We start from the raw sequence: 20316 nt of genomic DNA, 5'->3' as shown, positions 1-20316 counted from the left end.
TTATCATCACGATGAGATTCTGAAATAAATTCAGAATGACCTGTTTCACTACTTTTTAAACAGTCTCTTCGAAAGCGTTTAAGCCCTCAACAGGTCTTTGTACCTATCCTTATATCCTACCAATACCAAGATATTGAGAATCAACAGTCCCAAAGCGGGTCCAATGTTGCCCATATCCAAGGTGGCATGGAAAAGCACGGCATTCACGGATACACTCATCAGCACCAAGGCCATTAAGGCGCCATACTTATTGAAAATTAGCGCAAGTCCCGCCAAACTTTCCACGATGGCTACCAATTGGATGGTGTAGGTGGAGGATAGTCCCCCAAAATAGTTCATCGCCGGTTCGGACATTTCACCTCCGGCGGGAATAAAATTGAGAAATTTGTTCAATCCGAATATGAGGACAAAAAGCCCCAAGAGGATACGGATTCCCAAAAACACTTTAGAGTTCATAGGGTTAATGATTTATTGGTTACTACATAAAAGTACCTAAAAAACAAATAGCTATGATTTTCTTGGTCAAGTTATTTTATTGAAAATGAGTGGGTTTGAAGTGATTTTGGCAGTTTGCCATTAATCGGGATATGGGTTCCCTGTAAGAATAGCGGCCTGTTCCGATGTCAAGAAGGTGGCCAAACAGCCAAAATCCTTTGAATTGCCAATCCGTTTTAGGGGTACTTGCTCTTCGATGTTGCTGCGGACATCTTTTGGGGCGACACCCTTATTTCTGTTTTTTGGAGTTCGGTTGTGCCGTAGGTGCGTTTAACCTCCCATATGTTCCCAAAATCGGGAACAGACCTACTAAAACGAATATATCCTTTTTAAGCAAAAAAGTAGTATGTTTATTCCAAATAAGTAGGGATATAAGGAATTAGCTTTATATCCAATAGTTACCTACCATATGAAAAAACTACTTTCCATAGCAATAATCATAGTCGGATTGAATTCCAATGCGCAGGAAATTATGACGGATTGGAAAGAATTGGACGGAAAAACCACACTGAAAGAATATATCGAAAATCAAGCATACGATTATCTAAACTTCAAGCCGACTGAAAATGACACTCTGAATGATAATGGAGTAAAAATCTCGCATCGTTCAGCAACGACAAAAGTGATTATTCGTGACCGAGCATCAATTCCAGATATTCCACTTGTTGTAATAAATGAATATCCAACAGATGAAAAAAATATCTGGAATTCAGTTTTATTAGCAGATATTAAGAAAATCACTCTGCACAAACCGACTGAACAAACATCTGTGATTTATGGAAAACGCGGAGGAAACGGACTGATATTTGTAGAAATGGACAAGCGGAAATGGAGAAAAATAAAAAGAAAAATACGGTAGGTAACAAAGAACTGAGTTAAAAAGCAAGTCTTTTTAAGCCAATCTCGACACATAGTTCTCATCGTAAGGTATTCCGGATTTTGCAATGGCAAATGCCTGTTTCAACAGTTTGTTCGATACCGCTATCAATGCCAGTTTCTTGCTTTTTCCCTTGGCCGTTATGCGTTCATACATTTCCCGGCACGCTTTGTTGTGCTTGCAGGCTGAAAAAGCGCATAGGAACAACAGATTTCTCAATTTTCTGTTACCGACCTTACTTATCCTGCTCTTACCCCTTACGCTACAGCCCGAACGCCTGATCGTCGGAGTTATTCCCGCGTAATTGCAAAGCTGCCCAGCATTCTCGAACTTGGTAAAGCCATCCGTCAATATGATCAGCAAGGCCACCGTTTTGTCCCCAAGTCCCGGTATGCTCTTCAAGTTCGTTAGCTGCCGTTGCTGCGTTTTCTTGACCAATGCGAGCAATCTCGACTGAAGGGCTTCCAGCTCCCTGTCCAGGCTTTTCAATGAACGGACCAAGGACAAATGCACAGCCCTTGAAGGGATGCCCAGGACCTTTTCACCGTGCAGCTTGTTCTTTATCTGTGTCCGCTGTTTGAGATAGATGTCCATCAAGGCCAATAATTGGAGGCTCTCAGCTTGGTCCTCGCCCTTGCCGTCGTACAGGGGAACAGCATTGACCTTGGCGTCGCTCTTGTCCGTCTTTACCTTGGAAAGCTTCATCTGTACAAAACGTTTTACGGACAAAGGGTTCACAACCGATACGGCCATGCCCTGGTCAAAAAGGAACTGGGCCAATAGATAATGGTAATAGCCAGTGGCCTCCATCACCACCAGACTGTTGGAGTTCAAAGCGCTGCAATAATCCTTGAACCCCTTCAAGGTGTTCGGGTACTGATGGTGGGAACCTTGGTGGTCGCATACATCAAATACATCCTTGCTGATGTCCACTCCGTGGATTTCTTTATCTTTATTCATAGGAAAATGTTTTGGAAAGGACGCTCCACTTAAGCTTCAACAACTTGAAATCGAGATCTAGGTCTCACAGAACTGAACGAATTCTTGAGTGGAAAAGAGAGGGGGTCATCAATGTTGACGGAATCGATAGTTCCCATGGCTATATTGACCTTGTTCCTCTCTTTTATTCTTTCTGATTTATGACTATAATTTAACCAGAATCAAACTTAAGACGGCTATAATTCATTGCTAGGATTGAACTTCAATTAAATATTGTATTTTTAAAAACGGCTGATTTAGTGCGGTTGAAAATCTACTGATTTTCTGCCCGCAACGAAATCATAGCCTGAACCGTTGATGGCAATATCCCTTCGGGAACGCAAAACCACGCACGCAGTGCGCTCCCCTTTTGCTGATCGCCATCAACGGGCCTTGTACATTCCACCTCATGACCAACGAATGTTTTTCCTATCTTTAACTAGAGCGACAGGCAAAAGCTAAAGCCATCAACCCCACTTATACCGAATGAGGCGAAACGATGGCTCCCCGTGAGGCACGCCTCACCCGCCATAAACAAGGCCCGTTGGCAATAATTATAACACTTTAGCAATATGAAACAATTAACCTTTTTATTTTTAATGCTTAGTGCCTTACTTTTTTCTTCGTGCAACGAATCTTCGAAAAAAAGTAAAAACTCAAATGCTTCGGCTGAATCGACCAAAATCTATTTTAATGGAGACATCATCACGATGGAAGGAGAAAGTCCACAATATTTGGAAGCCATAGTAGAAGCAGATGGAAAAATTATTTTTGAAGGAGACCTAAAAACAGCTGAAAACAGGTATAAAAATGCAACAAAATTTGATTTGGATGGCAAGACGCTCATGCCAGGTTTTATTGAACCTCATTTGCACCCATCTCTGGCTGCCATCATGCTTCAAAACGAAATCATTGCTCCTTACGATTGGAAATTACCTTCCGGAACTAAAAAAGGTGTCCAGGGGGAGCAAGCCTATCGCAACAGAATTAGCGAATCCATAAAATCAAATGCCATCCCGGATAAACTCTATTTTGTCTGGGGGTATCATCAACTCTGGCATGGAGAACTATCGAGAGACCTTCTTAATACAATTGCTGGAAATCAACCTGTTGGAATCATACACCGCTCTTTCCATGAAATTTATTTAAATGACGCTGCCATTACCAAATTAGGCATCAAGGAAAGTGATTTTAAAGATAACCCTCAAGTAAATTGGAGTAAAGGTCATTTTTTTGAAGGAGGCTGGCTTGCACTTGTGCCTAAGATGGCCCCCATCTTACTTGAGCCAAACAGCTACCTCAAAGGTCTCAGCACTATGAGTGAATTGTTACGTCAGAATGGTATCACAACTATTGCAGAGCCAGGATTCCCGAGCTCTGATTTCGATGGAGAACTACAGTTGCTCATGAAAGAAATGGGAAATAATCCTCCCTATGATGTGTATTTGATTCCAAGTGGTACTCAGTTATATGGAATGAAAGGTGGTAATGAAGCAGCCATGTTATTTATGGAGACCTTGGACACAGTAAGTTCTTATAACCGGACAAATGTTAAGTTTTTACCTAAACAAGTAAAACTATTTTCAGACGGGGCTATTTATTCTCAACTCATGCAAATGAAGGATGGATATACAGATGGGCATCATGGAGAATGGATGACATCGCTGGATTTATTCGAAGAGCAACTTATGATGTATTGGAATAATGACTATAGAATTCATGTCCATTCAAATGGAGACCTAGGGCAACAAATGGTTATTGATCTGGTAAAAAAGGCGCAGAAAACTAATCCAAGGAAAGACCATCGTCTAACCCTGCATCATATGGGTTATTTCGATGAATCAATGACTCGGGAAATGGCTGATCTGGGCATTGAAGCCTCTGTAAACCCATATTATCTTTGGGCACTAGCCGATAAATATGCGGAGTTTGGGTTGGGTACTGAACGTGCTGAAAATCTTGTAGCACTTAAACTTCTAACAGATCAAAACATTCCACTTTCATTTCATTCAGACTTTTCAATGGCTCCGGTAGAACCATTAACACTTGTTTGGACCGCGGTGAACCGACAAACCTCACAGGGAAGTAAATTCTCCCAAGATCAAAGAATTTCTGTTTTTGATGCTATGAAAGCTATAACTATTGATGCTGCACGAACCTTAAACTTAGAAAATGAAATTGGTTCTATAAAAGTAGATAAGATTGCAAATTTTACAATTCTAAATGAAAATCCATTTAAAATTGATCCTCTAAAGATTAAAGATATTGGCATTTTCGGGATCGTTTATAAAGGTGATTATTCGATCAGCAAAGAATTCAAATAGACAGAATGAAAAACTATTGCCAACAATGTATATAAGCCATTGAAACGGCTCATATACTAACCGTTGATGGCAATATCCCTTCGGGAACGCAAAACCACGCACGCAGTGCGCTCCCCTTTTGCTGATCGCCATGGGGTGTAGCTTGGAAAAATTACCAATTTTCAGTAATCTTGAATAGACACCTGAGCTATGAGTAAAAACACATCCATATCCCTTGGCAATTATTTTGACCAATTTGTGAGTAACCAAGTTTCAGCTGGAAGATATAAGAACGTAAGTGAAGTAATCCGAGCTGGACTTCGACTTTTAGAGCATGAAGAAAGTAAAGCTACTGCTTTGAGAAATGCAATACAGGAAGGAATTGACAGTGGAATAGCTCACGATTTTAACCCAGAAAAACATCTTCAGGAATTAAAGGCCAGACGTAAAAGGAATGGCTAAATATGAACTGGCCCATAAAGCAGTTGAGGATTTAACTGGAATTTGGGAATACACAATTGAACAGTGGTCTGAACAACAAGCTGATAGCTATTATAACCTGCTATTGGACAGTTGCCAAGACATTGCAAACGACCCTGGGTTGGGAAAAAACTACGATGGAATAACCAAAGACTTATTCGGGCTTAAAACAAGCCGACATATCATTTTTTATTGAAAACGAATTAACCAACCGATTGAAATTACGAGAATTTTACACGGACAAATGGATTTGAAAAACAGAATAACTGAATAGAAATACCACACCTAACAAGGTATCCTATGAAAAGCCCGACGGATCCTTAATTTATAACGATTTCAGTAGTCCGCCATCAATCGGGATATTGGTTCCCGTAATAAAGGCCGCCTGTTCCGATGCCAAGAAAGTCACCAAATAGCCATATTCCTTTGGGTCGCCAATCCGTTTTACTGGTACTTGCTCTTCCATGTTGGAGCGGACTTCATCTGGGGAAACACCCATTTTTTCCGCTTTTTTGGAGTTTAATTGTGCAATGCGGTCGGTGTCAAAATAACCTGTTAGGGTACTGTTTACCGTAATGCCGTCTTTGGCCACATCATAAGCCAAACTCTTGGCCCAGGTAACCACCGCAGCTCTAATGGTATTGGAAAGTGCCAAGTAGTTCAGCGGTTCCTTAACTGATATGGAAGCAATGTTGATGATACGCCCCCAGTGTTGCTCCTGCATGTGTTTTAAGGCCAGTTCCGTGGTGTACACCACCGACTTGAACAGTAAATCGAAGGCATTTTGATAATCATCCACTTTCTTTTCGAGCGCACCGCCGCCTTCGGGACCTTGCGTATTGTTGATCAAGATATCCACGGTGTTGGTCTCGAAATACCTTGCTATTTTGCTTTGGTAGGCTTCAAAATCGGTAAAATCCACGGACAGGAATTGGTGTTGTTGTCCTTGAGAGCTGTCCATTTCCCGAACCAATTCTTGCATCCGTCCTTCGTTACGCGCCATTAGGGTCACACTCGCGCCACTGGCAGCCAATTGTTTTGCTATGGCTGCGCCAATCCCTTTGCTGCTTCCGCCAACAAGGGCCTTTTTTCCTTGGAGTGAAACATTCATCGGTACTCTTCTCTTACGGGACTAAAAATATCCATTAGTTTACAGGGTGTCAACGCCTTTCCGCTATGGGGTGCATTGGATGGGATAATGACCACATCACCCGGGTGGTATGTGCCTGTTTTTCCATTCAAGGTAAACTCAAAAGTGCCCTCTACTACGTGCATGATCTGTTCATGGTCGTGCTGGTGTTCGGGCACTTCCGCGTTTTGGTCCACATCCCAAAATACCCAGCTCATCCGTTCGCCATGCACTAATTTTCCATGGTATCCGGGCATGATTTCCCTTGGTTCAATTTCTGATAGGTTCATTGGTTTCTGATTTTAGGACCAATATAAAGATTAATAGGCAGCCTTCCTATTTGCAATGGCATCGGCAATGGTTATTTTTGCGGTTCAAAACACAAAAGATGCAGGTACATTTTATTGGAATGGGGGAGGTCAATATGTTTAATTTGGCCGTGGCCCTGCATAAAAATGGAACAATGGTAACGGGCAGCGACGAGGTTTTTGACGAATCCCTAAAGACCATGATGGAGGAAAAAGGATTATTGTCCAAGGGAGATGGCTGGTTTTCGGATAGTATCCATACCAACTTGGATGCCGTAGTGATAGGTTCCAAGGTACAGGTGGACAACCCAGAACTGGTTAAGGCGCAAGAACTGGGCTTGCCCTTGTTCTCTTTCCCTGACTTTCTTTACGAACAGGCCAAATACAAAACGAGGGTGGTAATCGCTGGTTCCCAAAACCAAGGGACCGTTGCCAAAATGATTCTACATGCGCTCGATTATAATGAGGTAGCAACAGATTATGTGACCCAAACATCAAATGGAATACACCTAACTACAGAGAACGACTTTATTTTGATAGAGGCAGGAAATGGTGTTTCATCATCATTGGATAGTACGCCCCAATTCCAGAAATACATTCCGAACATTGCCTTATTGAGCGATATCGCCACTTCAGAAGCGGTTGATTCAGAGCAATTTGCCCATTTTGTGGATAGTGTGGTCAAAGGGGGGAGTATTACTTACAACGATGAGGATGTGATGGTAAAGGAACTGGTCGAAACCTCGGAGAATCCCATTCGTAAATTTCCCTACGCCACTCCCGCCTATCAAGAGGAAGATGGTGAAATCTTTCTGGAAACGCCTGATGGTGAGTTGCCTTTGGAAATTTCTGGATCTGATAATCTTAGAAGCATGGCAGGTGCCAAATGGATTTGCCAACAAATGGGCGTGGACGAGGCCGAGTTTTACGAAGCGATGTCTACGTTCCATTAAAAAATCAAACTCCAAATTGCCGTAAATGGTGATCTAGGTGTTTGTATTGCATTTGTCCCCACTGTTCTGGCGTAAAGGAACCGAACGCTGGGTGTGGATCCCATTCTTTTTTATCCTTTTCTTGGTGAAAATCACGGATAAGACCAAGCAAAATCTCCTTTTCGGCAGTGAAATCCTTATCATCTTCCACCTTAAAGCTTTTGGCGGTCGGCAGGTTTTGTTTCCACGGCTTATCGTTGTACAGGCTTTTCTTAAAAAATTTGCCCATTACCTTCAGCATCAGGCTGGGTTTGTTCTTCGGATTGTGCCTTCCCAATCCTATTTTTAAGGGATACTGGCAATGGTGCAGCATTTGACCCACTTGCATTTTTCCCCACTGCCGTTCCGAAGATTCCGATAGTTGGTCGATTCGCGATAAAATTTCTTGGTAGGCTTCCGTGTTGAAAATCGATTTCATATCCAAGGATTTATATTGAAATTTACATAAAATTATTCTCCTATCTTTAGACCATGCAAGAAAAACTAGCTTCCTTTTCCATAAAAAACTGGGCCGACGACGACAGGCCACGGGAGAAATTGGTTCAGAAAGGGAGTTTTGTGCTTTCCGATGCCGAACTGATCGCCATCTTGATCGGTTCCGGTAGTAGGGATGAGAGTGCAGTGGAACTTTCCAAACGTATTTTGGCCTCGGTGGACAATAATTTGAACGAGCTGGGTAAACTTTCCGTCAACCAATTGATGCGCTTTAAGGGCATTGGTGAAGCCAAGGCCGTAAGTATAGCGGCCGCCCTGGAAGTCGGGAGGCGCAGACGACTGGAGGATACCTCAAAAATTGTCAAGATACAGAGCAGCCATGATGTTTTTGAACTGCTATATCCATTGATCGGCGAGCTTCCGCACGAAGAGTTCTGGATTGTATATCTCAACAACTCCAATAAGGTCATCCATAAATCACAATTGAGCAAAGGGGGCATAACAGGAACTTTGGTCGATGTGCGATTGGTGCTGAAACAAGCCTTGGAGCTTGGCGCAGTGGGAATCATTTTGGCGCACAACCATCCTTCGGGAACCTTAAAGCCCAGTGCGGCCGACAAAAAAATCACACAAAAACTAAAAACAGCTTCCGAAGCTTTGGATATTCAAGTGTTGGACCATCTCATCTTGGCCCAAAATGAATACCTCAGTTTTGCGGATAAAGGAATTTTGTAGCCAATGTTGTTGATATTCACCCATAAGGTAACCAATCGTTTGACCTATACGGCCAAGCACCTCTTCGAGCGGATCTTGGGTGTGGAAATGGGATTTACCACAAAGGTGGAGGACTTCATCAAGCACAATGGTCCAAAAATGACCTATTCCAAACAACCGCTGCAGAACGAATTTTTTATCCGAAGCAATGATCTATTGTTTGAGCAGGGCATCAACGATTTGGAAATCAAGGTATCCGACTGGGATGGAATTCCCTGTTTTTTCGCCTCGGGAGAGAAAAGCACCATCCCATTTGATATTTTCTCCGCAAGTTTTTTCCTTTTGAGCCGGTATGAGGAATATTTGCCCCATGTGAAGGATAGTGTGGGCCGTTTTCCCGTAAAGGAGAGCATCGCCTACCAGCACGATTTTTTGGAACTTCCCGTGGTCGACCTTTGGGCGTATAAGCTTTTGGAAGCGCTTCAAGAGCGTTTTCCCGATCTGGAGACCAAGGAGAAGTCGTACAGTTTTACCTCCATTATCAATGTGACCACATCGCATGCCTATGCCATGCGGGGCATATCACGAACATTGGGCGGCTTTTTGTTGGATTTGGGCAATTTTCGGTTTCGGGAGATTTGGGAACGCTTTTCCGTGTTGCTGCGGATCAAAAAAGACCCTTACGATAATTTCTTTGATCTGGTGGAAATCCATAAGAAATTCCCCATCAAAACCATGTTCTTCTTTCAGTTTGCCAAGCATTCGGCGCATGACAAGAACGTTGCCACTACCAATAACAGGTTTCGCTACCTGATCAAATCCATTGCCGACTACAGTATCGTATCGCTGAGCACTTCCTTTGTGTCCACATCCGACAAGAATGTACTTCGGGAAGAGAAAAAGCAATTGGGCAACTTGATCAATAGGCCCATAAGCTACGCACGGCTTCGTTATAACAAGGTAAATGTTCCTGCGACCTACCGCAATTTGGTTGAAACCGAGTTTACCGATGATTTTTCCATGGGATATACCCACGAAATCGGGTTTAGGGCAGGTACCTGTACCCCATTTTATTTTTATGACATCAATACCGAGGTGAGGCAACCTATAAAAATCCATCCCTTTGCCATGCACGATTATGCACTGGTCAAGTACAAGACCAAGGAAGAGGTTTTTGAGAAAATGGACCGGGTGTATCGTTTGGTAAAACAGGTGAAGGGAGATTTTGTTTTGGTTTTTTCCAACGAACTGTTGGGAGGAAAACAACCTTTGGATTGGATGCAACTGTATCAATCCATGTTAAAGCGTTACTATGTTTGAGCACCCCATCACCGATATCTTTTTTGACTTGGACCATACCCTTTGGGATTTTGAGAAAAACTCTGCACTTACCTTTGCCAAGATTTTGGTGGACAACAAGGTAGATATTGATTTGGATGGATTTTTGGAAGTGTATGCTCCCATCAACCTACAAATGTGGGCACTCTACCGCAATAATGGGATCAGCAAGTCCGAGCTGAGGTACCAGCGGTTGAAGCAGACTTTTGATACCCTACGTGTTCAAGTTTCGGACGAGGTCATCCATGTGTTGGCGCACGATTATATTGCGCATTTGTCCTCCTATACCCATTTGCTGCCCAACACGGTTCAAACCTTGGATTATCTTTTTCCCAAATACAAGTTGCACATCATTACCAATGGTTTTCAAGAAGTTCAGGAAAAAAAGTTAAAGGGAAGTCAAATCCATCATTATTTTCAAAAAATTGTCGACTCCGAGATGGCGGGCGTCAAAAAACCAGACCCCTATATTTTTGAACTGGCCTTGGAAATAGCAGATGTCAATCCCAAAAACTCTTTGATGATCGGGGACAACCTGGAAGCGGATATTTTGGGAGCAAAGGCCATGGGGATGCAGGTATTGCACTATAATTTCCACAAAGAGCCCGATCACGGTGAATCCATCATCATTCATGATTTGATTGAAATAAAAAGCATTTTATAGAGTTATATTTAAGTGGTTAACCGCATTATGTGACACTAGAAAATGCTTTCAGCTATGAAAAGATTGCTCTATGGCGTAGTTCTGCTCGTGGGTTTCCTTTGCGTACCAACTTCTTGTACCGAGGAACAAGACTTCAGTCAAATCGATGATTTGTCCATTACCCCTGTTTTGGCATCAGGACTCTTTTATCTGGAATCCGATGAGGCCACCATAAATTCGGGAAGTTCCGGAGGCCCTTTTTATACGCGGGAAGTCATTTTTGAAGCCTTCAGCCAAGACTACGTGGCAGAGCGTTTACTGGAGGGAACCATCACTTATGAGATGGAGAATACCACCAGCAAGCCCGTTCGGGTATTGATTGAGTTTTTGAATGCAGGCGGAACTGTTTTGGATATGGAAGTACTCGATATATCGGCAGAACCTTCAGGGTTGGTTACAAGGGATGTGTTCTATGGACCAGGGGGGGAAAGTTTGGATATTCTCGTAAACACGGAGCGCCTACGAATTTCTGCGCTTAATTTGGGTGACACCTCCAGTACTTCCCCAGTGGATGATCCCAAAATCATATTAAGATCGGGAGCAGAATTTTTATTTGAGTTAAAATGAGAATAGTGTCCCGAATACTTTTTTTTGTGCTGCTGTGCAACCTTATGGCTACAGCTCAGAACAAACAATTACTTTACGATTTTAACGAAATTCCGCAGTCCTTGATGGTAAATCCCGGGGTGAAGACATCCCAAAAATGGCATGCGGGCCTGCCTGTGTTGTCGGGTCTAGCTTTTCAAGCAGCCACTAGCGGTGTTACCGTCAACGATTTGTTCGCCAACGATGGGGTAGACTTTACCACCAAGGTGAGGGAACGCCTCTTGGATGTGATGAGCGACAGGGACGATTTTAGTTCCACCAGTCAAATAGAAGGCATTACCGTTGGTTTTAGGGGGCGCAACAGACCGGATACCTACTATTCCTTTGGAATGTACGGGGAAATGGACATTATTTCCTATTGGCCCAAGGATTTGGCCATCTTGGCTTTTGAAGGTAATGGAGGGAACAATATTGGACGAAGTTTTGATCTTGGAGATTTGAATCTTAGGGGAGAAATGGTTAATGTCTTCCATTTTGGTATCAATAAAAAAATAGACAACAGCCTTACGATAGGAGGAAGGGCCAAAATCTACTCCAGTATCTTCCAATTTCAATCCATTCGTAACTCCGGTTCCTTTGTTACCAGACCTGGACAAAACAATGTTTACGAAAGTGCCATCAGTGCCGACATGCAGTTGCAAACAGCCGGTATAAGAGGTTTTTATGATATTGCTGAAGAAGATACCGGAACCACACAACGGGATGTAACCAGTCTGTTTACCGAAAGGGTACTTTTTGGTGGCAATTTGGGGCTGGGACTCGATTTTGGCTTCAGTTACAATCTGAATCCACAGACCACCATTACCGGAAGTATCTTGGATGTCGGATTTATTAGCAACACCAAGGATGTTTGGAACTATACCCTGAGCGGCAATACGACTACCGAGGGAATCACTGTCTTTCTCCCAGACGATATCGACGATGTGAACAATGATCTTTGGCAAGAACTTCTGGACGACATTGAAGAGGCCTTGCCCTATGGAGAGAATGATTCAGGCTATATCTCGTGGAGACCCGTAAAGGTATATGGGTCAGTCCGCTACGATTTTGGCGAGGGCGGACGTAGTTCGGTATTCGACAATTGCGGATGCGGCGTTAATGTTGGGGGCGGAAGCAATAGAGACTATTACAGGAATAGCGTAGGCGGCCAGTTGTTTATGATCAAACGGCCCAAGGGGATACAAGCCGCACTAACCGGGTTTTATCAACGGCGATTTGGCAGGGTACTTTCTTTGAAAACTACCTACACTATCGATAAATATACCTTTACCAACCTTGGTTTGGGTGCCAATCTACAGCTAGGCCCGGTCAACTTTTATGTCTTGGCGGACAATCTATTGAGCTACTCCAATATTGCCGATAGCCACTATGCTTCTTTACAGTTCGGATTTAATATTATATCTTGGAACAATAATTGAGTATAGTTCTGTATGAAATCGAAAGTCACATACATTTTATGGTTAGCCTTGATGTTCGGAGGTGCAGTAAATGCACAGCTGAATGATTACAAATACATTATTGTTCCCAAAAAATTTGAGGAGTTCAGGTCCGAAAATCAATATCAGACCAGCACCCTGATCAAGTATTATTTTGAGGAAAATGGTTTTAACGCCATCTATGATGATGAAATGCCCGTGGATCTGGCTGCGGATAAGTGCTTGGGCCTAACAGCGGATTTGATTGATGAATCCACCATGTTTTCCACAAAACTGTCCATAGCACTTATAGATTGTAAAAATCAAGAAGTGTTCCGATCGCTGGAAGCAAAAAACCGTATAAAGGAGTACAAGGAGGCGTACCGGGATGCCATCCAAAATACCTTCGTCTCATTTACAGGATTGAACTATGCCTATGAGCCCAAAGAAGAAGTTGAAGAGCCCGCAACCATAGTGGTAAGTTTTCGGGATGATGTAAAATCGGTGAAGGAGGAATCCACGGAACACGTTTTGGAGCAAAAGGCAACTACTGAAGAGCAGGTGTACAAAAGCATTGAACCAAAACCTACGGACATCGTCAGGGAAACAAGCCCCAGTATAGCCGAAGAACATGTTGATCTTCCTGAAGGCACACTATATGCACAGCCCATAGCAAATGGCTATCAGCTGGTGGACAGTACGCCCAAAGTGGTGCTCCGACTGGAATCCACTTCAATGGATAAGGTGTTCATCACAACCTATCAGGGTAACAATGCCGTAGTTTTTGAAAAGGACGGGAAGTGGTTGATGGAGTATTCCGATAATGGGCAAAAGGTCCAGAAAGAACTGCAGATCAAATTTTAAAGATCGTACTTGTCCTTCCATCTCTTTTTTAGGAAATCCCGCATGGCATTTTCCCTTGGATTATTACCGGGCCTGTAAAACGTAGTGCCCGAAATCTCATCGGGGAGAAACTCAAAGTCCACAAAATTATTTTCATGGTTGTGCGCATAATCGTAGCCTTTGCCATAACCCAAGTCCTTCATTAATTTGGTCGGGGCATTTCGGATGGCCATGGGCACGGAAAGATCGCCGGTCTGTCGAACGGTCTGTTGTGCCTCGTTGATGGCCATGTAACTGGCATTGCTCTTTGGGGAACTCGCCAAATAGGTCGCACACTGGCTCAGGATAATCCGCGCTTCGGGAAAACCGATGGTGGTAACGGACTGGAAGGTGGTGTTGGCCAATACCAAGGCCGTAGGGTTGGCGTTCCCGATGTCTTCCGAAGCCAAAATGATCATCCTTCTGGCAATGAATTTCACATCCTCGCCACCCTCTATCATTCTGGCCAACCAATATACCGCCGCATTGGGGTCACTGCCCCGGATACTTTTGATAAAGGCAGAGATGATATCATAATGCTGTTCGCCGGTTTTATCGTAGAGCACCGTGTTCTTTTGAACTTTGCTCAACACCAGATCATTGGTGATGCTGATTTTGGCTCCACTTTCTGAATTGATCAAAAGCTCAAAAATATTGAGCAATTTTCGGCCATCTCCGCCCGAAAGTCGCAATAGGGCCTCTGTTTCCTTAAGTTCAATCTGTTTTTTGGAAAGTTGGACATCTGTTTGGATAGCCCGCTCCAAAAGGGCTACCAGATCCTCTTTCCCAAACGGATTTAGGGTGTACACCTGACATCTCGACAAAAGTGCCGGGATGACTTCAAAACTTGGGTTCTCCGTAGTGGCACCAATAAGGGTTACCCATCCCTTTTCCACGGCGCCGAGCAAGGAATCTTGTTGGGATTTGCTGAACCGATGGATCTCATCAATAAAAAGAATGGGATTTTTTGAGGTGAACAGACCGCCACTCTGCTTTGCTTTCTCGATGACCTCGCGTACATCCTTTACCCCGCTGCTAATGGCGCTCAAAGTATAAAAGGGACGTTGGCTCTCGGAGGCAATAATGTTGGCCAAGGTGGTTTTGCCCGTTCCCGGTGGCCCCCAAAAAATAAGAGATGGGATAATACCGTTCTTGATTTGGTTGGTAAGCGCACCTTCCTTGCCCACTAGATGTTGTTGACTTATGTAGTCCTCCAAGGTTTTGGGACGTATGCGTTCTGCCAAAGGTTCGTTCATACCTCAAAAATAGTATAAATTTGATGGTATCATGTGCTTGTTTTACAAAGGATTTTACGTCGTTACCTGACAAATTGTAACAGTGTAAGGGTATGGCCGGATGTTTGATTTAGGGTGGTTATGGATTCAGATTCATTTAAATTTTCCAATGCGGTAGTGCTGGCGCCACTGGTGGCCATTCTCTCTATTTGGGTCTTGTTCTGGGCCGAGGTTCAATTGGGCATCAACCTAAACGATTATGGAATCTATCCCCGGAGACTGTCTGGTCTTAGAGGGGTATTTTTTAGTCCGTTTATCCACAGCTCTATCGAGCATCTGTACAACAATACCATCCCGTTAGCGGTATTGACCGCTTTTCTGTTTTATTTTTATCAGAGCGCGGCCTTAAGGGTGCTATTGTTCGGAACCTTGCTCTCAGGTTTGTTCACTTGGGCCATTGCCCGTCCATCTTACCATATCGGTGCCAGTGGAGTTATCTATCTTTTGGCCAGTTTTATTTTTTTTAAGGGCATTTTGGCCAAAAATTACAGGCTCGTGGCATTGTCCTTGGTTGTTGTCTTTATTTATGGGAGTATGATCTGGTATATTTTTCCGGTAAAAGATGGCATTTCGTGGGAAGGACATTTATCGGGATTTGTGACGGGGCTCGTGTTTGCCTTGGTGACCAAGGTCAGGGTTCCTGAGGTGCGCAAATATGCTTGGGAACACGATGATTACAATGAAGCCGACGACCCCTTTCTACAACATTTTGACGAGCACGGTAATTTTATTGAAACCCAACCTGAAGAGACTGAAGAAACAGTCGAAATAAGGTATCACTATAAAAAATCCAAAGAGGATTGATTTTAGGAGCTTCGTTGCCGAACTACCTCATACAGGAATACACCACAGGCCACAGACACGTTCAAGGAGCCTATTTTGCCCATAAGGGGTAGTTTCGCCTGATGGTCGATAATCTGAAGGGTAGAAGGGGAGATACCTTTGTCTTCAGAGCCCATGATAATCGCCGTAGGGTGGTTAAAGTCCACACCGTAAATATGGTCCGCTGCCTTTTCTGTGGCGCCGGTTACCACAATGCCCGAGGACTGTAAATAGAAAACAGCATCCTTTAAATGGTCTACTTTGGCAATGGGTACGTTAAAGGCAGCTCCAGCCGAAGTTTTGACGGTATCGTCCGTTATCGGCGCGGCACCGTTTTTAGGGATAATGATGCCATGCACGCCACAACACTCGGCGGTTCGGATAATGGCCCCAAAATTACGCACATCAGAAACTTGATCTAACAGCAGAAAGAAAGGTAATTTTTCTTTGGAAAGCACTTGTTCCACCAACGCCTCGAAATTGTAAAACTGTACTGGAGATATTTGCGCCACCACTCCTTGGTGATTATGATTTCGGGTAAGACGGTTCAACTTTTCTACAGGTACATAAGATAGGCTCAAGCCACTTTTTCGCACTGTGGATTCGAGCTCCTTGAAGAGTTCGCCCTTCAAACCTTTTTGTACAAAGATTTTATTGATGGATTGGTTGGCCTCTATCGCTTCCAACACGGCACGAATACCATAAATTGTTTCTGTTCTTTCCAATTGCATTAAAATAAAAAACCCACTGACCAAAGGTAGTGGGTTTTTCGTTATTTGGGTGTTTGTTACGAATTTAAAACTTCGATTATCTTTTTCAAATCCTCAATGGATCGGACTTTGATTTTGTTTTCTTTCAAATAAGCCTTGATTTTTTCCTTGTCTTCACCATCAAGGACCTTTAAAATCTTTCTGTTGGAAGTTTCTATCTCATCGATCCTGTTGCCACCTTCTTTCTCGATATAATATTCGGTGAACTGTGAAAATTTATTTGGCGTTGCCATTACAAAGGAATTCGCCGCTGGAGCTCCTTCGGTATATTTCACCTTGGTTCTTTCGTACAAGTTGTACTTTTCACCATCGATGAGTTCCAACAAATAGCCGTTCATCGTGTTTTTGTTCTTGTCGATGAATGTTTTGAAGCTGAGTTTTTTACCATCTTCCAAGACGGCCAAGGACTTGTCCCTGCTCAAACTGCCCACTCCGGTATCGGTAATGGAAGACTTTATCTCAATTTCACCGTTGTAAGCATTGTAGCGATAGTAGAATTGGCCAACTTCCTTGCCCTTGTCAAATAGGGTGGTGGGTTGAAATGTATCCGAGGTATATGGAGAACCCTGGAAATCATCCACGTTCAATTTGGTATTCTTTTCGTCCATCATGGAACCAGTGATGTATCCTATAGCGGCGGTACTGGCTCCTCCAGGACCTCCTTTTCCGGCAATGACCGGGGATTGACCGGCAAATTGTGCTACGGCCAAAGAGCTGGTTATCAATGATATTGAAAGTGTTAGTGCTTTAAGTGATTTCATGCGTATATTTTTTGTTAGGTGATTTAAAATAGTGAAAATGAGGTGAAACTATGTTAAGTAGATTATAAATTTTTAGCTATATGTAATATGATGCCCAATATCATAATTTTGGACATCTTATCCAACAAAATACTATGGTTAAATGTTAAAAATGAGGGCCTAAGGAAAAAAATGCAGGATTCATTTTCACTTTATGAATCCTAATTTTTGATAGGTATGGACAAATTATTTCTACAACTCCAGATTAGGGTAATTTTGGTTGGCCTTATTTTGAGTATTGGCTACATGTCTTATGGTTATTTAGGACAAGATTATTAAAGTAAAAAGGCCACCTAAACTAGGTGGCCCTTTTTATTTCAAGATGTTATTCTTGGATTAATCTTGGCAGAAGTCGATGGTAATCAAACCTGCATCGGTTCCAGCTGGAACATCGGCTACGATATTTCCATTAGGAGTGATAATTTGGAAAGATATCTCTCCCCAGAAATCCCCTTGGAAATCAAATTCAGCTGGTTCTGTCAATCCTGCAGGAACATCAAAGGTTGCAGTACCTGCGCTTGCACCATCGGTACAGCTATACCCTGGGTCTTCGTACGGAGTACAAAGTCCGATTTCATAAACGGTACCATCGCTCAAGGTAACAATTAGACCAGGGCCACCACCATCAGCAGTGGTTGGCTGCCAACCATCACCGAAGGCATCTTGCATCTCAACAGTCCAAGTACCTGCAGTAGGAGCCTTAGGAGGACAAACTACTGTAGCAGTGTACAAGAAAGGTGAGCTGAAGAAGGAACCGGTCAAGGTACCTGTATTGTCTGCGAAGGAATACCTTCTTCCATCTGTCAATACCAACTCAAAACGAATGGTAAATTGATCGGAACCATTTACATCTGCACCGGTAATAGGTAGGGCAGCAAGCATTTCTGGCAACGTAATCTGGTAACCAAAACGAGGTAGGCCAAAAGGTCCTATTTCAAAGGATGATGGATCTATGGTTTCTACCAACACTTCATCGGTATCCAAATCTGTTTCTCCTTCTTCTACCGTGTTGTCACGAAAGCCTAGGTAGACTTCCACAGAACTTACCAAATCACCGTTTTCCGAGTCTTGAATCTCAACTTCAACGGCAAAATTGGAATCGTCGTTACCGATCGGAATCTCATTTGAAATGAGATTGACGGTCCTCAGAACAGCGCCTCTTTCGGTTCCTTCGACCACTTGGTCAACAACCGTGTTGCTGTCTTCACAGGATGTGGTCAATAGCCCAGCTCCTGCGAACATTATAGTTATATATTTAAACCAATTTTTCATATCGTCTGTTTTTATTTTTTAGTTAGCAGGTGGGAAAGTTGGACTTGCCGGATTGGTATCCCAGAATACCTGCTGTGTCAGCGTTTGTTTCTGCGTCAGCGAAGGGTTGGTCACCACCTCGTTCTGCGGATATAGGAAACTTCTTGGGAAAGGTCCCGGATCTAGTTCCCAGTTAGGCAATACCGTTGTTGGGTAACCCGTTTTCCTGTAATAGTTGTACGCTTCCGTAGCTCCACCGAACAATGTGGTAAAGTACTGCTCTGCGAAGATGTTCTCCTTGTCATCCCCGGTGGCTGCATTGAAATCTGCAATGATACCGTCTATGTAGGCGGTCACTTCCGCTTCGGTAGGGGCAACAGAAAGGTCTGCGTCTGGATCCAAAGCGCCAAAGGATTGTACCTTGGCAATGGATTTTTCCAAGCCGCTCCTAAAGAAAGTTGCACGATCGGCATCGTTGGCGGCCATATCCGCTCTCCAGAAATCCACATAGGAGGATAGGATGATGGGCTCGATACCGGCTCCACCGCCACCTAATCCTAAACCAACGTTTCCGAAGCTGCTGTCGTCAAATAAACCGGCAGCTGGATACACGCCAACGGCTGTTCTTGTGAAGTTGTCAGGAGGGGTACCCTCATCATTGCCGTGAGACCTTCCCCAGTAGCCATTAGGTAAGCTGCAATAGGTGAAGCCACCGTCCTGGTAGTGCTGTGGCGGAACGGCCAAGGAACATGCCAATGTTTCTTCGTTCGGATCCGCATCGGCTCCTGGAGTGGCATCGGTCTGTCTGTAGAAATAGTAACGTATACGTGGGTCGTTGTTATCCAACATCAATTCCATCAACCAGTTGGACTGATAGATATTCGCTCCTGAAGGTGTATAGTCATCGGCGTAATCGGGATGACGGGTATCGGGCTGCAATTCACTGGTCCCATACTGGAACTCAAAGTCATCAGCTGCGGAAGAGATGAAATTACCTCCAGCAATAACAGCGTTGAAATTGGCCGTATCGCCAGTGGTCACATAGGCTTTTAACCTTAGGGTATTTACCAATTTCAACCACTTGGAAGTATCACCTCCGTAAAAGAAATCGGTCGCGCCCAAGGTCAATGGACCTCCTGACAATAGACTTTGTGCCTCGTTCAATAATGAAAGCGCTTCTGCATACACAGTAGCACCATCATCCAAGGTCGGTGCAGGGAATTCATCTGGGTTTGAAGCTTGGCTAAGTGCCGCTTCGCCCAAATAATCCACCAACAACATCAACATGTGCGCCTGAAGCGTTTTTGATACCCCTAGGTGAAAGGAGTAATCCGTGTCGCTTTCCGCATCGATGGTCTCTAGGGTATTGATATTGGTAAACATACCCACTTGTACACCGGTACCAGGGCCATTGGTCCCACTACTGTAGGTTCTGGACCACACCGCGTTGAAGGTGTCTCCGGGATAGTTGTTGAAATAATCCCTACCGAACATGTAGTCGATACGGGTGAGCTCTGCTCCCAAGTCGCTGATCACGTCCATATTGGAGGCGTAGGCCAACTGTATGGAGTTCAACAAGAGGTTGGGGTCTGCCTGATCGGCAGCGAGATCGTTTGGACTTACCCTTAAGTCCAGATCGGTCGTTTCACAGGCGGTGAAAGTCAAGCCTGCAAACAAAACCATTGAAATATGTTTTAAATAATTTTTCATAATGTTATATCAT

The 20316-nt window shown here is 43.6% G+C and carries 22 protein-coding genes; 12 read left to right on the top strand and 10 right to left on the bottom strand.

Going from position 1 to position 20316, the window contains the following annotated elements; translation table 11 throughout:
* Positions 1-78: 78 nt before the first annotated feature.
* Positions 79-456: a DoxX family membrane protein gene (locus tag GGE08_RS08810; RefSeq protein WP_179384504.1), complete on the bottom strand. Its 378-nt coding sequence runs from the start codon at positions 454-456 to the stop codon at positions 79-81.
* A 448-nt stretch (positions 457-904) separates the two neighbouring features.
* Between GGE08_RS08810 and GGE08_RS08805 the strand changes: the two genes are divergently transcribed.
* Positions 905-1354: a hypothetical protein gene (locus tag GGE08_RS08805; protein ID WP_179384503.1), complete on the top strand. Its 450-nt coding sequence runs from the start codon at positions 905-907 to the stop codon at positions 1352-1354.
* 33 nt (positions 1355-1387) lie between these two features.
* Here the strand turns inward: GGE08_RS08805 and GGE08_RS08800 are convergent, their stop codons facing one another.
* Entirely contained in the window at positions 1388-2332 is a 945-nt protein-coding gene (locus GGE08_RS08800; RefSeq protein WP_179384502.1) for a transposase, read from the bottom strand.
* A gap of 590 nt (positions 2333-2922) precedes the next feature.
* Between GGE08_RS08800 and GGE08_RS08795 the strand changes: the two genes are divergently transcribed.
* The 3 genes from GGE08_RS08795 to GGE08_RS08785 all read left to right on the top strand — a co-directional run bounded on the left by GGE08_RS08795 (position 2923) and on the right by GGE08_RS08785 (position 5329).
* Entirely contained in the window at positions 2923-4674 is a 1752-nt protein-coding gene (locus GGE08_RS08795; protein ID WP_179384501.1) for an amidohydrolase, read from the top strand.
* 189 nt (positions 4675-4863) lie between these two features.
* The gene (locus tag GGE08_RS08790; RefSeq protein ID WP_179384500.1) at positions 4864-5115 is read left to right on the top strand and encodes a type II toxin-antitoxin system ParD family antitoxin; all 252 of its coding nucleotides are present in this window, start codon (positions 4864-4866) and stop codon (positions 5113-5115) included.
* Positions 5108-5329: a type II toxin-antitoxin system RelE/ParE family toxin gene (locus GGE08_RS08785; RefSeq protein WP_409553489.1), complete on the top strand. Its 222-nt coding sequence runs from the start codon at positions 5108-5110 to the stop codon at positions 5327-5329. The genes GGE08_RS08790 and GGE08_RS08785 overlap by 8 nt, the downstream gene beginning before the upstream one ends.
* Before the next feature lie 129 nt (positions 5330-5458).
* Here GGE08_RS08785 and GGE08_RS08780 read toward each other — a convergent pair whose 3' ends face one another.
* On the bottom strand, positions 5459-6244 hold the full coding sequence (locus GGE08_RS08780; protein ID WP_179384499.1) for an SDR family oxidoreductase: 786 nt from the start codon (positions 6242-6244) through the stop codon (positions 5459-5461).
* The gene (locus GGE08_RS08775) at positions 6241-6552 is read right to left on the bottom strand and encodes a cupin domain-containing protein (RefSeq protein ID WP_179384498.1); all 312 of its coding nucleotides are present in this window, start codon (positions 6550-6552) and stop codon (positions 6241-6243) included. Before GGE08_RS08775 ends, GGE08_RS08780 begins: the two co-directional genes overlap by 4 nt.
* Positions 6553-6650: 98 nt before the next feature.
* Between GGE08_RS08775 and GGE08_RS08770 the strand changes: the two genes are divergently transcribed.
* Complete coding sequence (locus GGE08_RS08770) at positions 6651-7523, top strand: Mur ligase domain-containing protein (protein ID WP_179384497.1); 873 nt, start codon at positions 6651-6653, stop codon at positions 7521-7523.
* Positions 7524-7527: 4 nt separating this feature from the next.
* Here GGE08_RS08770 and GGE08_RS08765 read toward each other — a convergent pair whose 3' ends face one another.
* Positions 7528-7980 carry a DUF1569 domain-containing protein gene (locus GGE08_RS08765; protein WP_179384496.1) on the bottom strand — a complete coding sequence of 151 codons (453 nt, stop codon included), beginning with the start codon at positions 7978-7980 and terminating at the stop codon, positions 7528-7530.
* Between the two features lie 53 nt (positions 7981-8033).
* Here GGE08_RS08765 and radC point away from each other — a divergent pair, with 53 nt between their 5' ends.
* From radC to GGE08_RS08735, 6 genes are read left to right on the top strand one after another with little or no spacing between them, the layout of a single operon-like run.
* Positions 8034-8732 (top strand): RadC family protein, encoded by a 699-nt coding sequence (gene radC / locus GGE08_RS08760; RefSeq protein ID WP_179384495.1) that lies wholly within the window; start codon positions 8034-8036, stop codon positions 8730-8732.
* Between the two features lie 3 nt (positions 8733-8735).
* Positions 8736-10031 carry a polysaccharide deacetylase family protein gene (locus tag GGE08_RS08755; RefSeq protein ID WP_179384494.1) on the top strand — a complete coding sequence of 432 codons (1296 nt, stop codon included), beginning with the start codon at positions 8736-8738 and terminating at the stop codon, positions 10029-10031.
* A complete protein-coding gene (locus GGE08_RS08750; protein ID WP_179384493.1) occupies positions 10024-10713 on the top strand; it encodes a YjjG family noncanonical pyrimidine nucleotidase in 690 nt (229 codons plus the stop codon). Before GGE08_RS08755 ends, GGE08_RS08750 begins: the two co-directional genes overlap by 8 nt.
* Positions 10714-10767: 54 nt before the next feature.
* Entirely contained in the window at positions 10768-11319 is a 552-nt protein-coding gene (locus GGE08_RS08745) for a hypothetical protein (protein ID WP_179384492.1), read from the top strand.
* On the top strand, positions 11316-12776 hold the full coding sequence (locus tag GGE08_RS08740) for a DUF5723 family protein (RefSeq protein WP_179384491.1): 1461 nt from the start codon (positions 11316-11318) through the stop codon (positions 12774-12776). The genes GGE08_RS08745 and GGE08_RS08740 overlap by 4 nt, the downstream gene beginning before the upstream one ends.
* A 12-nt stretch (positions 12777-12788) precedes the next feature.
* Positions 12789-13637: a hypothetical protein gene (locus GGE08_RS08735; RefSeq protein ID WP_179384490.1), complete on the top strand. Its 849-nt coding sequence runs from the start codon at positions 12789-12791 to the stop codon at positions 13635-13637.
* Here the strand turns inward: GGE08_RS08735 and GGE08_RS08730 are convergent.
* Entirely contained in the window at positions 13634-14911 is a 1278-nt protein-coding gene (locus GGE08_RS08730; protein WP_179384489.1) for a replication-associated recombination protein A, read from the bottom strand. The genes GGE08_RS08735 and GGE08_RS08730 overlap by 4 nt on opposite strands.
* Before the next feature lie 120 nt (positions 14912-15031).
* Between GGE08_RS08730 and GGE08_RS08725 the strand changes: the two genes are divergently transcribed.
* Entirely contained in the window at positions 15032-15754 is a 723-nt protein-coding gene (locus tag GGE08_RS08725) for a rhomboid family intramembrane serine protease (RefSeq protein WP_179384488.1), read from the top strand.
* A 2-nt stretch (positions 15755-15756) separates the two neighbouring features.
* On the opposite strand, the gene rlmB is transcribed toward GGE08_RS08725, so the two are convergent.
* From rlmB to GGE08_RS08705, 4 genes are all read right to left on the bottom strand, one after another.
* A complete protein-coding gene (gene rlmB / locus GGE08_RS08720) occupies positions 15757-16503 on the bottom strand; it encodes a 23S rRNA (guanosine(2251)-2'-O)-methyltransferase RlmB (protein ID WP_179384487.1) in 747 nt (248 codons plus the stop codon).
* A 56-nt stretch (positions 16504-16559) separates the two neighbouring features.
* Positions 16560-17303 carry a hypothetical protein gene (locus tag GGE08_RS08715; protein WP_179384486.1) on the bottom strand — a complete coding sequence of 248 codons (744 nt, stop codon included), beginning with the start codon at positions 17301-17303 and terminating at the stop codon, positions 16560-16562.
* A 375-nt stretch (positions 17304-17678) separates the two neighbouring features.
* Positions 17679-18614 (bottom strand): hypothetical protein, encoded by a 936-nt coding sequence (locus GGE08_RS08710; protein ID WP_179384485.1) that lies wholly within the window; start codon positions 18612-18614, stop codon positions 17679-17681.
* A gap of 18 nt (positions 18615-18632) precedes the next feature.
* Positions 18633-20276 (bottom strand): SusD/RagB family nutrient-binding outer membrane lipoprotein, encoded by a 1644-nt coding sequence (locus tag GGE08_RS08705; RefSeq protein ID WP_257023976.1) that lies wholly within the window; start codon positions 20274-20276, stop codon positions 18633-18635.
* Positions 20277-20316: the final 40 nt, after the last annotated feature.

This window comes from Allomuricauda sp. ARW1Y1, from assembly GCF_013407935.1.
GTDB lineage: Bacteria > Bacteroidota > Bacteroidia > Flavobacteriales > Flavobacteriaceae > Flagellimonas.
Note: the sequence above shows the minus strand (reverse complement) of the source record. Positions and strands in the feature narration are given on the sequence as shown.

Excerpts from the sequence above, each read along its gene's own strand:
- GGE08_RS08810 (WP_179384504.1), bottom strand. The coding sequence starts at position 456 with ATGAACTCTAAAGTGTTTTTGGGAATCCGTATCCTCTTGGGGCTTTTT.
- GGE08_RS08805 (WP_179384503.1), top strand. The coding sequence starts at position 905 with ATGAAAAAACTACTTTCCATAGCAATAATCATAGTCGGATTGAATTCC.
- GGE08_RS08800 (WP_179384502.1), bottom strand. The coding sequence starts at position 2,332 with ATGAATAAAGATAAAGAAATCCACGGAGTGGACATCAGCAAGGATGTA.
- GGE08_RS08795 (WP_179384501.1), top strand. The coding sequence starts at position 2,923 with ATGAAACAATTAACCTTTTTATTTTTAATGCTTAGTGCCTTACTTTTT.
- GGE08_RS08790 (WP_179384500.1), top strand. The coding sequence starts at position 4,864 with ATGAGTAAAAACACATCCATATCCCTTGGCAATTATTTTGACCAATTT.
- GGE08_RS08785 (WP_409553489.1), top strand. The coding sequence starts at position 5,108 with ATGGCTAAATATGAACTGGCCCATAAAGCAGTTGAGGATTTAACTGGA.
- GGE08_RS08780 (WP_179384499.1), bottom strand. The coding sequence starts at position 6,244 with ATGAATGTTTCACTCCAAGGAAAAAAGGCCCTTGTTGGCGGAAGCAGC.
- GGE08_RS08775 (WP_179384498.1), bottom strand. The coding sequence starts at position 6,552 with ATGAACCTATCAGAAATTGAACCAAGGGAAATCATGCCCGGATACCAT.
- GGE08_RS08770 (WP_179384497.1), top strand. The coding sequence starts at position 6,651 with ATGCAGGTACATTTTATTGGAATGGGGGAGGTCAATATGTTTAATTTG.
- GGE08_RS08765 (WP_179384496.1), bottom strand. The coding sequence starts at position 7,980 with ATGAAATCGATTTTCAACACGGAAGCCTACCAAGAAATTTTATCGCGA.
- radC (WP_179384495.1), top strand. The coding sequence starts at position 8,034 with ATGCAAGAAAAACTAGCTTCCTTTTCCATAAAAAACTGGGCCGACGAC.
- GGE08_RS08755 (WP_179384494.1), top strand. The coding sequence starts at position 8,736 with ATGTTGTTGATATTCACCCATAAGGTAACCAATCGTTTGACCTATACG.
- GGE08_RS08750 (WP_179384493.1), top strand. The coding sequence starts at position 10,024 with ATGTTTGAGCACCCCATCACCGATATCTTTTTTGACTTGGACCATACC.
- GGE08_RS08745 (WP_179384492.1), top strand. The coding sequence starts at position 10,768 with ATGAAAAGATTGCTCTATGGCGTAGTTCTGCTCGTGGGTTTCCTTTGC.
- GGE08_RS08740 (WP_179384491.1), top strand. The coding sequence starts at position 11,316 with ATGAGAATAGTGTCCCGAATACTTTTTTTTGTGCTGCTGTGCAACCTT.
- GGE08_RS08735 (WP_179384490.1), top strand. The coding sequence starts at position 12,789 with ATGAAATCGAAAGTCACATACATTTTATGGTTAGCCTTGATGTTCGGA.
- GGE08_RS08730 (WP_179384489.1), bottom strand. The coding sequence starts at position 14,911 with ATGAACGAACCTTTGGCAGAACGCATACGTCCCAAAACCTTGGAGGAC.
- GGE08_RS08725 (WP_179384488.1), top strand. The coding sequence starts at position 15,032 with ATGGATTCAGATTCATTTAAATTTTCCAATGCGGTAGTGCTGGCGCCA.
- rlmB (WP_179384487.1), bottom strand. The coding sequence starts at position 16,503 with ATGCAATTGGAAAGAACAGAAACAATTTATGGTATTCGTGCCGTGTTG.
- GGE08_RS08715 (WP_179384486.1), bottom strand. The coding sequence starts at position 17,303 with ATGAAATCACTTAAAGCACTAACACTTTCAATATCATTGATAACCAGC.
- GGE08_RS08710 (WP_179384485.1), bottom strand. The coding sequence starts at position 18,614 with ATGAAAAATTGGTTTAAATATATAACTATAATGTTCGCAGGAGCTGGG.
- GGE08_RS08705 (WP_257023976.1), bottom strand. The coding sequence starts at position 20,276 with ATGGTTTTGTTTGCAGGCTTGACTTTCACCGCCTGTGAAACGACCGAT.